General features: G+C 63.1%; 12 protein-coding genes. 9 read left to right on the forward strand and 3 right to left on the reverse strand.

The annotated features are described in order from the left end of the window. Nucleotides 1–87: 87 nt before the first annotated feature. Nucleotides 88–2184 (reverse strand): bifunctional rhamnulose-1-phosphate aldolase/short-chain dehydrogenase, encoded by a 2097-nt coding sequence (locus tag CO666_RS07610; protein WP_097611472.1) that lies wholly within the window; start codon nucleotides 2182–2184, stop codon nucleotides 88–90. A 197-nt stretch (nucleotides 2185–2381) separates the two neighbouring features. Between CO666_RS07610 and CO666_RS07615 the strand changes: the two genes are divergently transcribed. The 9 genes from CO666_RS07615 (at nucleotide 2382) to CO666_RS07655 (ending at nucleotide 11352) form a co-directional block, all read left to right on the forward strand. Then, nucleotides 2382–3194: a DeoR/GlpR family DNA-binding transcription regulator gene (locus CO666_RS07615; RefSeq protein ID WP_097611473.1), complete on the forward strand. Its 813-nt coding sequence runs from the start codon at nucleotides 2382–2384 to the stop codon at nucleotides 3192–3194. Between the two features lie 48 nt (nucleotides 3195–3242). Next, a complete protein-coding gene (gene rhaS, locus CO666_RS07620; RefSeq protein WP_097611474.1) occupies nucleotides 3243–4238 on the forward strand; it encodes a rhamnose ABC transporter substrate-binding protein in 996 nt (331 codons plus the stop codon). Nucleotides 4239–4398: 160 nt separating this feature from the next. Next, complete coding sequence (locus CO666_RS07625; RefSeq protein WP_097611475.1) at nucleotides 4399–5931, forward strand: sugar ABC transporter ATP-binding protein; 1533 nt, start codon at nucleotides 4399–4401, stop codon at nucleotides 5929–5931. 10 nt (nucleotides 5932–5941) lie between these two features. Beyond that, entirely contained in the window at nucleotides 5942–6931 is a 990-nt protein-coding gene (locus CO666_RS07630; RefSeq protein WP_097611801.1) for an ABC transporter permease, read from the forward strand. Then, nucleotides 6928–7938 carry an ABC transporter permease gene (locus CO666_RS07635; RefSeq protein ID WP_097611476.1) on the forward strand — a complete coding sequence of 337 codons (1011 nt, stop codon included), beginning with the start codon at nucleotides 6928–6930 and terminating at the stop codon, nucleotides 7936–7938. Before CO666_RS07630 ends, CO666_RS07635 begins: the two co-directional genes overlap by 4 nt. Then, on the forward strand, nucleotides 7935–8255 hold the full coding sequence (gene rhaM / locus CO666_RS07640; RefSeq protein ID WP_097611477.1) for an L-rhamnose mutarotase: 321 nt from the start codon (nucleotides 7935–7937) through the stop codon (nucleotides 8253–8255). The genes CO666_RS07635 and rhaM overlap by 4 nt, the downstream gene beginning before the upstream one ends. Continuing rightward, nucleotides 8252–9631, forward strand: coding sequence for an FGGY-family carbohydrate kinase (locus CO666_RS07645; RefSeq protein WP_097611478.1), 1380 nt, complete (start codon nucleotides 8252–8254; stop codon nucleotides 9629–9631). Before rhaM ends, CO666_RS07645 begins: the two co-directional genes overlap by 4 nt. Nucleotides 9632–9709: 78 nt before the next feature. Then, complete coding sequence (locus CO666_RS07650; protein WP_097611479.1) at nucleotides 9710–10468, forward strand: fumarylacetoacetate hydrolase family protein; 759 nt, start codon at nucleotides 9710–9712, stop codon at nucleotides 10466–10468. Nucleotides 10469–10572: 104 nt separating this feature from the next. Then, nucleotides 10573–11352 (forward strand): ABC transporter ATP-binding protein, encoded by a 780-nt coding sequence (locus CO666_RS07655; RefSeq protein WP_097611802.1) that lies wholly within the window; start codon nucleotides 10573–10575, stop codon nucleotides 11350–11352. A 7-nt stretch (nucleotides 11353–11359) separates the two neighbouring features. Here CO666_RS07655 and mmsB read toward each other — a convergent pair whose 3' ends face one another. Further along, nucleotides 11360–12241, reverse strand: a complete 882-nt coding sequence (gene mmsB, locus CO666_RS07660; RefSeq protein ID WP_097611480.1) for a 3-hydroxyisobutyrate dehydrogenase — start codon at nucleotides 12239–12241, stop codon at nucleotides 11360–11362. Between the two features lie 9 nt (nucleotides 12242–12250). Continuing rightward, nucleotides 12251–13846, reverse strand: a complete 1596-nt coding sequence (locus tag CO666_RS07665; RefSeq protein WP_097611481.1) for a GMC family oxidoreductase — start codon at nucleotides 13844–13846, stop codon at nucleotides 12251–12253. Nucleotides 13847–13907 lie beyond the last annotated feature (61 nt).

Here is a 13907-nt window from a genome sequence, read left to right on the forward strand (position 1 = left end):
AAAGACTTGGGCGCACTGGATTCCTGTGACAAGCACAGGAATGAGGGAGGAGAGTAGCGTCCCCGCATCACTCCAAAGGCACGGTCGCTACCGTGTAAAACTCTGCACGTTGCCGGCGTCGACATTGATGATGTTGCCGGTCGATTTTGCCGAGAGGTCCGATGCGAGGAAATAGATCGCCTCGGCGATATCCTCCGGAAACACGTTGAGTTTCAGCATCGAACGCTTGCGGTAATGTTCCTCGAGATCGTCAACCTCGATCTTCGACGACGCCGCGCGCTGCTCGCGCCATTCGCCGCTCCAGATCTTCGAACCGCGCAGCACCGCATCGGGGTTGACGGTGTTGACGCGGATGCCGACATCCGCGCCTTCGAGCGCCAGGCAGCGGGCGAGATGGATCTCGGCGGCCTTGGCCGTGCAATAGGCAGAGGCGTTCGGCGAAGCGGCAAGACCGTTTTTCGAGGCGACGAAGACGATGTTGCCGCCGAGCGCCTGGCGGCGGAACAGGCGGAAGGCTTCGCGCGAGACGAGGAAATAGCCGGTCGCCAGAATATCGATATTGCGGTTCCAGGTCGAAAGCTCGGTGGCTTCGATCGGCGCGGAGGAGGCAATGCCGGCATTCGAGACGAGGATATCGACGCCGCCGAATTCGACCGACGCTTCCGTGAAGGAGGCGATCACCGCATCTTCCTTGGTGACGTCGAGCCGGACGCTGCGCACGGCGTCGGCGCCATATTTCTTGACGAAATCGGCTTCGGTGGCTTCGAGCGCCGCCTGGTCGATATCGGCAAGCACCACGCAGGCGCCCTCGCCGACGAGGCGGGCGGCCGTCGCCCGGCCGATGCCGCCGGCGCCGCCGGTGACGAAGGCGACGCGGCCGGCCAGGCTCTTCGGCTTCGGCATGCGCTGCAGCTTCGCCTCTTCGAGCAGCCAGTATTCGATGTCGAAGGCTTCCTGCTCCGGCAGGCCCTGATATTGCGAAACCGTCGAGGCGCCGCGCATGACGTTGATGGCATTGACGTAGAATTCGCTGGCGATGCGGGCCGTTGCCTTGTCGCGGGCAAAGGACAGCATGCCGACGCCGGGAACGAGGAAGATGACGGGATTGGCATCGCGCATGGCGGGCGAATTGTCATGCTTGCAGTCGTTGTAATAGCGGGCGTAATCGGCGCGGTAATCCTCCAGCGCCTGGTCGAGGCCGGCGACGATCGCGTCGACATCGGGCTTGGCCGGATCGAAATCGACGATCAGCGGGCGGATCTTGGTGCGCAGGAAATGATCCGGGCAGCTGGTGCCGAGCGCGCCGAGCGGGCGCAGATCCTTGGAATTGACGAATTCGAGCACGGCGTCCTGATCGTCGAAATGACCGAGCTTGCGTTCCTGCTTGCCGATCCGGCCGCGAATCTCCGGCATCAGCCGGGCGGCGATGGCGCGGCGTTCGGCAACGGGCAGGCTCTGCGTCAGCGCACCGCCGAAAATCGTCTTGCCTTCGGTCTTTTCGGCAAACCAGACGATCGCCTTGTTGATGATATCGAGCGTCAGCTCGTAGCAGGCCTTGGCGTCGTCAGCCCAGGTGAAGAGACCGTGGCTTTCGAGCACAACGCCCTTGGCGCTCGGGTTCGCCTTGACGAAGGCTTCGAGGTCGAGGCCGAGCTGGAAGCCCGGACGGCGCCAGGGCAGCCAGCCGATCTCGTTGCCGAAGATCTGCTGCGTCAATTCCCGGGAATTCTTCGAGGCGGCAATGGCGATGATCGCGTCGGGATGCATGTGATCGACATGGGTGAACGGCACGAAACCGTGCAGCGGCGTGTCGATCGAGGCAGCGCGGCCATTCAGGTTGAAGGTGCAATGCGGCAGGAAACCGACCATGCGGTCTTCATCCTCGACACCCCGGTAGATGCCCCTCAGCGATTCCAGCTTGTCCTGGTAAAGCGTCGCAAAACCGTCCAGCTTGATGGTGCCGACGTCGCCGCCCGAGCCCTTGACCCAGAGCACCTTGACCTTGCCGCCGGTCAACGGATCGGTTTCCATCACCTTCGCCGAGGTGTTGCCGCCGCCATAATTGGTGATGCGCTTGTCGGCGCCGAGCAGATTGGAGCGATAGAGCAGCTTGCCGGGCTCATCGAGGCCCGCCGCGTAACCATCATCCCACCGGTTTTCCAGAAGCCGGACGTTCGCCGCCATGTCATCCTCCCATATAGGCTTGTAAGGCGCAGCGATCAGCGCGCCCTTTCGCTCACGATATCGCGCATCAAAACGGCGCTTGTCAATCGAAAACGATCAAATTCGATTATTGTGCAGCGCAATATGAAAATTTATGATCGTTTGTGATTGACAGTCTTTAACGGATACGAAATAAATATGACAAGAGGAGGAGCCCAATGCACGAACGCGAACGTCATCGCATTATCTTGAGCGCCGTTCAGGAAAAGTCCGTCGTCACGATCCAGGACATTTCCGAATTGACGGAAGCTTCTGAAGCGACAATCAGGCGCGACATTGCGGCTCTTCACGTGCAGGGCAAGATCCGCCGTGTCCGCGGCGGCGCCGAAGCGGTGCATCCGCCCCAGCTCGGCAATCTCGCCGGCCGGCCCTTCCGGGTTTCAGAATCAGTCAATATCGATAAAAAGCGCGCAATTGCGCGTGCCGCCGTCGATCTCTGCGAGGCCGGCGACGCCATCATCATCAATGGCGGCACCACGACCTTCCAGATGGTGCATTACATGGCCGGCCACCGCCTGCAGGTGATGACCAACTCTTTCGCCATTGCCGAACATCTGGTGAAGCATTCCAAAAACACCGTGACGGTGCCGGGCGGCGCGATCTATCGCGAGCAGAGCCTGATCCTGTCGCCTTTCGACAATGACGCGATCCGCAATTTTTATGCGCGGCGCATGTTCATCGGCGCGCAGGGCATCGGCCCGCTCGGGATCATGGAGGCGGACGCCCTCATCATCCAGAGCGAGCAGAAGCTGATGCACCAGGCCGACGAACTCGTCGTCATGGTCGATTCAAGCAAATTCAATCGCCGGTCGAGCCTCATTCTCTGCGCGCTCGACCGTGTTTCTGCGATCATCACCGATGACGGGATTTCGGAAGAGGCGGCTCGCATGGTCGAGAATGCCGGCGTCCGGCTGATTGTCGCGAACCCGGTGGCGCAGATCGCGAAGGAGGATTCCTCGTCGGTCGCATGAGGCGCCGCCGAGGTGTGGAAGTCTAAATCTTAATGGGAGGAAAGTGACATGAAATTCGCAAAGACACTGGCGCTCGGCGCAGCGCTCGCCGTCGCCATGATGGCCGGCACTGCCAGCGCCAAGGACATCAAGATCGGCCTCGTCGTCAAGTCGCTCGGCAACGGCTTCTTCGACGCCGCCAACAAGGGCGCCCAGGAAGCCGCCAAGGAACTCGGCGGCGTCGAGGTGATCTACACCGGCCCGACCTCGACGACGGCCGAAGGCCAGATCGAAGTGATCAACTCGCTGATCGCCCAGGGCGTCGATGCCATCGCCGTTTCGGCCAACGACCCCGACGCGCTCGTTCCGGCGCTGAAGAAGGCGACCCAGCGCGGCATCAAGGTGATCTCCTGGGATTCCGGTGTCGCACCGGAAGGCCGTATCCTGCAGCTCAACCCGTCCTCCAACGAGCTGATCGGCAAGATGTGCCTGACGCTCGTCAAGGACCATCTCGACGGTGGCAAGGGCGACTTCGCCATCCTGTCGGCAACGACCACCTCGACCAACCAGAACATCTGGATCGACCAGATGAAGAAGCAGCTCAAGGATTTTGCCGGCCTCAACCTCGTCACCACGGTCTATGGCGACGACCTCTCCGACAAGTCCTATCGTGAAGCCGAAGGCCTGCTGAAGTCGAACCCGAACGTCAAGGTCATCGTCGCTCCGACGACGGTCGGCGTTCTCGCCGCTTCCAAGGTCGTCGAAGACAAGGGTCTCGTCGGCAAGGTCTACGTCACCGGTCTCGGCCTGCCGTCCGAAATGGCCGGCGCGATCAAGTCGGGCGCGACGAAGGAATTCGCCATCTGGAACCCGATCGACCTCGGCTACTCCGCCACCCAGATCGCCTATCGCCTCGTCAAGGGCGAGACCGACGGCAAGCCGGGCAGCGAAATCGCCGCCGGCCGCATGGGCAAGATCAAGGTCGGCGACAACGGCGAAGCCGCCATGGCCGATCCCTTCGTCTACAATGCTTCGAACATCGACCAGTTCTCCAAGGTCTTCTGATCGTTAAGACCCCCTCTGGCCTGCCGGCCATCTCCCCCACAAGGGGGGAGATAATCTGACGCAACGCCCCCGCCCATCGCGAGCCTCGGCATCGCGATGGGTCAAGCCCCTCCCCCTTGTGGGGAGGGGTTGGGGAGGGGTTTTCAAGGTGAAACGAACAATGCACGCCGCAACGCAAAAGCACGATGTCAGCCCCATGCCCGATACACCGGCCATTCTGGAAATGCGCGGCATCTCCCAGATCTTTCCGGGCGTGAAGGCGCTCGACAATGTCAGCATCGCCCTTCACCCCGGCACGGTCACCGCGCTGATCGGCGAAAACGGCGCCGGAAAATCGACGCTCGTCAAGATCCTGACCGGCATCTACCGGCCGAACGAAGGCGAGATCCTGGTCGACGGCCGGACAGTGACCTTCGCCAGCGCCCAGGCCGCGATCGATGCCGGCGTCACCGCCATCCATCAGGAAACCGTGCTGTTCGACGAACTGACGGTTGCCGAAAACATCTTCCTCGGCCATGCGCCGCGCACGCGCTTTCGCACCATCGACTGGCAGGTGATGAACAGCCGCTCGAAGACGCTTCTGACCGCGCTTGAAAGCAATATCGATCCGACGATCCGGCTGAAAGACCTCTCAATCGCACAGCGCCACCTGGTGGCGATTGCCCGCGCTTTGTCGATCGAGGCCCGCATCGTCATCATGGACGAGCCGACGGCCGCCCTCTCCCGCAAGGAGATCGACGACCTCTTCCGCATCATCAAGGGCCTGAAGGAGCAGGGCAAGGCGATCCTGTTCATCAGCCACAAGTTCGACGAGCTTTACGAAATCGCCGACGATTTCGTCGTCTTCCGCGACGGCCGCGCCATCGGCCAGGGCCGGCTCAAGGAAACGCCGCAGGATGAGATCGTCCGCATGATGGTCGGCCGCGACGTCGAGAACGCCTTTCCGAAGATCGACGTGGCGATCGGCGCTCCGGTGCTCGCGGTCGAAAAATACAGCCACCGCACCGAATTCCGCGATATTTCGCTGACGCTGCGCAAGGGCGAAATCCTCGGCATCTACGGCCTGATCGGCGCCGGACGGTCGGAACTGGCGCAGTCGCTCTTCGGCATCACCAGGCCGCTCTCCGGCCGGCTGACGCTCGAAGGCCGGGACATTTCGATCAACTCGCCGCACGACGCGATCAGAGCCGGCATCGTCTATGTGCCGGAGGAGCGCGGCCGCCACGGTCTGGCGCTGCCGATGCCGATCTATCAGAACATGACCCTGCCGTCCTTGGCGCGCACTTCGCGCAAGGGCTTCCTGCAGGCAGCGCAAGAATTCGCGCTCGCCCGCAAATATGCCGAGCGGCTCGACCTGCGCGCCGCCGCCCTCTCCGTGCCGGTCGGCACGCTCTCGGGCGGCAACCAGCAGAAGGTTGTCATCGGCAAGTGGCTTGCCACCATGCCCAAGGTCATCATTCTCGATGAACCGACGAAGGGCATCGACATCGGCTCGAAGGCGGCCGTCCACGGCTTCATCAGCGAGCTTGCCGCCGAGGGCCTCTCGATCATCATGATCTCTTCCGAACTGCCCGAAATCATCGGCATGTCGGACCGGGTGCTGGTGATGAAGGAAGGCCTGTCGGCCGGGCTTTTCGAGCGCGATCAGCTTTCGCCGGAAGCGCTGGTGCGCGCGGCGACCGGAAATGCGTGAGGTGATGAGCATGGCCAGACTGATCAGAAAACGTGAAACCCTGCTCTTTGCCATCATCGTGCTGATGATCGGCATCTTCTCGACACGGGCGGCCGATTTCGCCACACCGGATAATCTCGCCGGCATCTTCAACGACACGGCGATCCTGATCATTCTGGCGCTCGCCCAGATGACGGTCATCCTGACGAAATCGATCGATCTCTCGGTTGCCGCCAACCTCGCCTTTACCGGCATGGCGATCGCGATGATGAATGCCGCATTTCCCGGCCTGCCGCTGATCGTGCTGATCCTTGCAGCGATCGCAATCGGCGCCGCCCTCGGCACCATCAACGGCTTCCTCGTCTGGCGCCTCGAAATCCCGCCGATCGTCGTCACCCTCGGCACCCTGACCATCTATCGCGGCATGGCCTTCGTACTCTCGGGCGGGGCCTGGGTGAACGCTCACCAGATGACGCCGACCTTCCTCGCCGTCCCTCGTACGCCGATCCTCGGCCTGCCGGTGCTGGGCTGGGTTGCGATCGTCATCGTCGCGCTGATGTACATGCTGCTGCGCTACAGCCCGTTCGGCCGCTCCGCCTATGCGACCGGCGGCAATCCGACGGCGGCCGTCTATGCCGGCATCGATACCGGCCGGACGAAATTCCTGGCCTTCGTGCTGTCGGGCGCGCTTGCCGGCCTTTCCAGCTATCTCTGGGTCTCGCGTTACGCCGTCGCCTATGTCGATATCGCCAACGGCTTCGAGCTCGACAGCGTCGCGGCCTGCGTCATCGGCGGCATTTCCATTGCCGGCGGCGTCGGCTCGGTCGCCGGCACCGTGCTCGGCGCGCTGTTCCTCGGCGTCATCAAGAATGCCCTGCCGGTCATCGGCATTTCGCCCTTCACGCAGATGGCGATTTCCGGCACCGTCATCATCCTCGCCGTCGTCTTCAACGCAAGGCGCGAGCGCAATCGAGGCCGCATCATCCTGCGTGACCGCGCAGCAGCGGAGGTCGCAGCATGAGCACCCTTTCGTCAACACCCGAAAAACGGGTCATTCCCGATCGGCTCGGCACGCCGTTCAAGCGCATCATGTCGAGTTGGGAAGTGCTGCTCTTCGGTGTCGCCGTCCTGATCTTCATCTTCAATTCCGTGGCCTCGCCCTACTTCCTCGATGCCTGGAACCTCTCGGACGCGACTTTCAACTTCACCGAAAAGGCGATGATCGCCTTCGCCATGGCGCTGCTCGTCATCTCGGGCGAGATCGACCTCTCGGTCGCCGCGATCATCGCGCTCGCCTCGACGGCGATGGGCGCGGCAGCGCAGCTCGGTATCGGCACGCCGGGCCTGGTCGCGATCGGCATCGGCACCGGTCTTGCCTGCGGCATCTTCAACGGCGTGCTGGTCTCGGTGCTGAAACTGCCGTCGATCGTCGTCACCATCGGCACGATGAGCCTGTTCCGCGGCATTTCCTATATCGTGCTCGGCGACCAGGCCTACGGCAAGTACCCCGCCGACTTCGCCTATTTCGGCCAGGGTTATGTGTTCTGGGTGTTCTCCTTCGAATTCGTGCTGTTCTTCGTGCTGGCGATCGCCTTCGCCGTGCTGCTGCATGCGACGAATTTCGGCCGGCAGGTCTATGCGATCGGCAACAATGATTTCGCCGCCCGCTTCTCCGGCATTCCGGTCGAGCGTGTCAAATTCATCCTCTTCCTGCTGACCGGCGTGATGAGCGGTATTGCCGCCGTCTGCCTGACCTCGCGCCTCGGCTCGACCCGGCCGTCGATCGCGCAAGGCTGGGAACTCGAGGTCGTCACCATGGTCGTGCTCGGCGGCATCTCGATCCTCGGCGGCTCCGGCACGATCGGCGGCGTCGTCATCGCCGCCTTCGTCATGGGCCTCGTCACCTTCGGCCTCGGCCTGTTGAACGTGCCCGGCATCGTCATGTCGATCTTCATCGGCCTGCTTCTGATCATCACCATCGCCATCCCGATCATCGCCCGCCGCATCAAGCTCATGAGCTCCCGATGACCCTGGAAAAACACGCCTTCAAGATGCAGCTTCATCCCGGCATGGAAGCCGAATACCGCAAGCGGCATGACGAAATCTGGCCGGAACTGGTCGATCTCCTGCATCAGTCGGGCGCCAGCGACTATTCCATCCATCTCGACCGCGAGACCAACACGCTATTCGGCGTGCTGACGCGGCCGGCCGGTCACACGATGGCGAGCCTGCCGGACCATCCGGTGATGAAGAAATGGTGGGCGCATATGGCCGATATCATGGCGACCAATCCGGACAATTCGCCGGTGCAGAGCGACCTCGTCACCCTCTTCCATATGCCATGAGCACCGTCTCCTATCGCCGCATCGCCGTTCTCGACATCGGCAAGACCAATGCCAAGGTCGTCGTGCTCGACAGCGGGACCGGCGCCGAAATCGCCGTCCTGAAGCGGCCGAACGTGACGATCAAGACCGGTCCCTATCCGCATTACGATATCAAGGCGCTGTGGTCCTTCGCGCTCGATGCGCTGAAGAGCCTGGCGCGGGAACCGGGTTTCGACGCCATCTCGATCACCACCCATGGCGCCGCCGCCGCGCTGCTCGACCGGGACGGCGCGCTCGCCATGCCCGTGATCGACTACGAGCATGAATATCCTGAGGAAATCCGCGACGCCTATACGGCCTTGCGTCCCGCCTTCGGCGAGACATTCTCGCCGCGCCTGGCGATGGGCCTCAATGTCGGCGCGCAGCTGCACTACCAAAAGACCGCCTTTCCCGAGGAATTCGCAGGGGTTGCGACTATCCTCACCTATGCGCAATATTGGACGGCACGACTGACGGGTGTCGCCGCCAATGAGCTGACCTCGCTCGGCTGCCACACCGACCTCTGGAACCCGAAAACATCACGCTATTCCTCGCTCGTCGACCGGCTCGGCATCCGTGACCGGATGGCGCCGATCCGCCCCGCCTTCGATGCGCTCGGCCCGGTCCTGCCCGAGATCGCCGCCGAGATCGGGCTTTCAGCACCGGTGCCGGTCTATTGCGGCATCCACGATTCCAACGCCTCGCTGCTGCCGCATCTGGTTCATCGCGAAGCGCCCTTCGCCGTCGTCTCCACAGGCACATGGGTGATCAATTTCGGCGTCGGCGGCGATCTCGATCATCTCGATCCCAGCCGCGATGCGCTCGCCAATGTCGATGCCTATGGTCGCGCCGTTCCCTCCTCGCGTTTCATGGGCGGGCGGGAATTCGAGATCCTTTCGGCCGAAATCGGCCAAGTCGACGAGAAGGCCGCGCAGGCAGCGATCGGCGCCGTCATTGACAAGGGCATCATGCTGCTCGCCAATATCGCCCCCGGTTCGGGCCCCTTTCCCGGAAAGGCAAGCCGCTGGATCAATGCCGAAGAGGCAAGCCGCGAGGAGCGTTTTGCCGCCGCCTGCCTCTATCTGGCGCTGATGACCGATGCCTGTCTCGGGCTGATCGGCGCCAAGGGCCCGATCGTCGTCGAAGGTCCCTTCGCCCTGAACGGAACCTATCTCAAGCTGCTCGCCGCCCTCACCGGCCGCGAGGTCATGGCCGTTCCCGGCTCGACCGGCACCAGCCAGGGCGCCGCCCTGCTCACCGGCATCCGGCCGGTGTCGGGCGTAGAGACGCATGTCGCGCCGGCCGATATCCCGGCCCTGGCCGCCTATCGCACCCGATGGTTCGCGGCGATGGAATAGGAGCTTTTCCAAGAACGGCCCTTGTTCATGCCGGGCTTGCCGTTAGTGTGTCCTCGAAAATCAGCTCAAGGACACAGCATGACAGAAGCATTCGATCCGCGCGCGCTTGCAGCCAGGCTTCACAGCCTGCACCGGGCCGGCCGACAGGAGGAAACCGGCTCTTTCCCGTTGCCGGTCGATCTCCATCAGGCGATGGAAGCGCAGAATTTCCTCACGGCGGCCGACGGCGTGTCCAGCAATGCCTGGAAGGTGACGGTCTCGCCGCAGGGCCAGGCGGTCGCCGCGCCGCTGCATCCCTATGCCGAAGCCGTCTCCGGTGCTGATATTCCCTGGTATCCCGGCCTGAAATTCGAGACCGAAATCGCCGTGCGCCTCGGCAAGGACCTGCCGGTGCGCGTGAGCGCACCCTACAGCCGCGCCGACGTGGTGGAGGCGATCTCCGCCGTTTATCTCGGCGCCGAGCTGCTGGTCAGCGCCGTCAGGGAAGGCGGCAGCGTTTCCTTCCTGCTGTTTCTCGCCGACCGCCTCGGCAATAGTGGCTATGCGCTCGGCCCGCAGCTCGACACCAGCGTTGTCGACAGTGCCGGCGGCACGCCGCTCAAGGTCACCCATGCCGGCCGCACCATCTATGATGGTCCGGCCCAGCATCCGAAGGGCGACGTTCTCACCTGGCTGGTCGATTACGCCAATGACGGCTTGCGCCCCGAAACATCGCTGAAGGCAGGCGCGCTGATCACGACGGGCACGTTGAGCGGCGCGATCGAACTGGCCGAGCCCGGCGCGATCGACATCCTGTTCGGCGATGCCAGACTGAGTTTTTCGCTGTCGAAGGCATGATCGACGCCGGCTCTGGCAGAAAATGTTAAGTTGACAATCCAGGTTTAGTTTTGCAGGAACCGGATGCGGCAGGGAAGCCTGCCGCGCCGAACCGGGAGCAGACCATGCCTTCGCCTTTCCTTGCCCTGTCAGGAATCACCTATGCCATCGGGCCGAAGCCCATCCTGCATGGTATCGACCTGAGCCTCGAAAAGGGCCGTATCTACGGCCTGGTGGGGCCGAACGGTTCCGGCAAGAGCACGCTTTTGAAGATCATCGCCCGCCAGGTCGCGCCGCAATCCGGCGCTATCGCCTTCGCCGGCAAACCGGCGGCGGATTGGGGCGCCCGGGAATTTGCCCGGCACGTCGCCTATATGCCGCAATTCACGCCGGCGACCGAGGGGATGACCGTGCGCGAACTCGTGGCACTCGGCCGTTTCCCCTGGCACGGCACGCTCGGCCGCTTCACCGCGACGGACCGCGACAAGGTCGAGGAGGCCATTGCCCGCACCGAGCTCGAGGATTTTGCCGATCGTCTCGTTGCCCACATGTCCGGCGGCGAGCGCCAGCGCGCCTGGATTGCCATGATGCTCGCCCAGGACGCCCGCTGCCTGCTGCTCGACGAGCCGACATCGGCACTCGACCTTGCCCATCAGGCAAGCGTTCTCTCCCTGGTGCAGGAACTCAGCCACGAACGCGGGCTGACCGTCGTCATCGTGCTGCACGATATCAATCTTGCCGCGCGCTACTGCGACGCGATCGTCGCGCTGAGCCGCGGCCGGATCAAGGCCGAAGGCACGCCCGCCGAGATCATGCAGGCCGACACGTTGCACTCGATTTTCGGCGTCGGCATGGGCGTCTTCCCGCATCCGGTGCGAAACGAGCCGGTCAGTTACCTCTTATAGGCATCGCTCACGCCTTTTCGCGGAACATCTCGATGATGGCCGAAAAATCCCTTCCGCCATTCCCCAGCTTTTCGAAGAGCGCGAAAAGCTGGGCCGCCTCCGCGCCGAGCGGTGTCGAAGCGCCACTTGCGAGTGCCGCTTCCTGCGAGAGCCTGAGGTCCTTCAGCATCAGCGCCGCGGCAAAACCCGGCTTATAGCCGTTATTGGCCGGCGAGGTCGGCACGGGTCCCGGCACCGGGCAATAGCTATTGATCGCCCAGCATTGGCCCGATGAGGTGGAGGCGACATCGAACAGCGCCTGATGTGAGAGGCCGAGTTTCTCGGCGAGCACGAAGCCTTCGCAGACGCCGATCATCGAAATACCGAGGATCATGTTGTTGCAGATCTTCGCCGCCTGGCCGGCGCCGGCCTCGCCGCAATGGACGATCTTCTTGCCCATCGCCTCGAGGATCGGCTTCGCCTTGGCGAAAGCTTCGGCCGAGCCGCCGGCCATGAAGGTCAGCGTGCCGGCGCTCGCCCCGCCCGTGCCGCCGGAGACGGGCGCATCGAGCGACAGGCAACTGGCAGCCTTGGCCATCTCATGCGCCTTGCGGCTGCTTTCGACATCGATGGTCGAGCAATCGATGACAAGCGTGTCCTGCGCCGCCGTCTGGAGGATGTCGGTCCAGGCCGTCAGCACGTGTCTGCCCTGCGGCAGCATTGATATGACGATCTCCGCGTCCTTGACTGCCTGGCTCGCATGGCTTGCCGGCTTGACGCCGCTTTGCTCGGCCGCCTTCAGCACGGGAGCGGCGAGATCGAAGCCAAGAACGTCGTGACCTGCTTTGACGAGATTGGCCGCCATCGGCCCGCCCATGTTGCCCAATCCGATGAATGCGATCCTTGCCATGGTCTTCTCCTATCGATTGTCTTCGAGGATCATCGTGGCCGCCTTTTCGGCGATCATGATCGTCGGCGAATTGGTGTTGCCCGAGGTGATCGACGGCATCACCGAGGCATCGGCGATCCTGAGTTTGCCGAGCGCCCTAAGTTTCAGCCGGGGATCGACGACGCTGTCCCGGTCGGCGCCCATGCGGCAGGTGCCGACGGGATGGAAGATCGTCGTGCCGATATCGCCCGCCGCCCGCTCCAGATCGGCCTCCGTCTGATAGGAAGGCCCCGGCTTGAATTCCTCCGGCCGGAAACGGGCAAAGGAAGGCTGCGCGACGATCCTGCGCGTCAACCGTATGGAACGGACAGCTATGTCACGATCGCGCTGCGTCGAGAGGTATTTCGGGCTGATCGTCGGCTGGGCGGCGAAATCCGGGCTCGAAATATGCACCGAGCCCCGGCTTTCCGGCCGCAGATTGCAGACGCTCGCGGTGATCGCCGGGAAGGGGTGGACGGGATCGCCGAACTTATCCAGCGACACCGGCTGCACATGATATTGCAGATCAGGCGTTTCCCGGTCGGGGCCCGATCGGGTGAAGATGCCGAGCTGGCTCGGTGCCATCGCCATCGGCCCGGAGCGGCGCACGAGATATTCGAGCCCGATCGCCGCCTTGCCGATCAGCTTCGTCGCTTTCTCGTTCAGCGTCGGAACGCCCGTCACCTTATAGGCGAGACGCAGCTGCAGATGATCCTGCAGGTTCTCGCCGATACCCTTCACCTCGGTGACGACATCGACGCCGGCTTGGCTGAGAACCTCGCCCCTGCCGATACCGGACAGTTCCAGGATATGCGGCGAGCCGATCGAGCCGGCCGAAAGGATGGTTTCTTTCGCGGCATAGGCGCGTTTCGCCACGCCCTCGTGCTGGAATTCGACCCCGGCAACGGCCCCCTCCTCCACCAGCAGCCGCCGGACCTGCGCCTTGGTGAGCACCGTCAGGTTGGAGCGCTTCATCGCCGGGCGCAGGAAGGCTTTCGAGGTGTTCCAGCGAATGCCGGAACGCTGGTTGACGTCGAAATAACCGGACCCTTCATTGCTGCCGCGGTTGAAATCGGCGGTCTCCGGAATGCCCGCTTCTTTCGCCGCCTGCTGGAAGGCGTCGAGCACGGCCCAGCGCACCCGCGCCTTCTCGATGCGCCATTCGCCGCCGGCGCCATGCATGTCGTCTTCGCCGCGATAAAAATCCTCGGACTTGCGAAAGAAGGGCAGAACATCGTCCCAGCCCCAGCCGCTGCAGCCCATCTGCCGCCAGAGGTCGTAATCGCGGGCCTGGCCGCGCATATAGATCATGCCGTTGATCGACGAACAGCCGCCGAGCACCTTGCCGCGGGGATAGCTCAGCGCCCGGCCGTTCAGCCCCGCTTCCGGCGCGGTGGTGAAACACCAGTCGGTGCGCGGATTGTTGATGCAATAGAGATAACCCACAGGGATGTGGATCCAGTGGTAGTTGTCGCTACCGCCGGCTTCGAGCAGCAACACCCGGCTCCTGCCATCGGCGGATAAGCGATTGGCAAGCACGCAGCCGGCACTGCCTGCCCCGATGATGATGTAGTCGTAACGATCCATGTGCGCCCTGCACGAAACTCCAGATGCTTCCATTCCCCTCCCCGCAGCGCGGGGAAGGGAG

Origin of the sequence: Rhizobium chutanense (assembly GCF_002531935.1) — a bacterium.
In the GTDB taxonomy this organism is placed as follows: Bacteria; Pseudomonadota; Alphaproteobacteria; order Rhizobiales; family Rhizobiaceae; genus Rhizobium; species Rhizobium chutanense.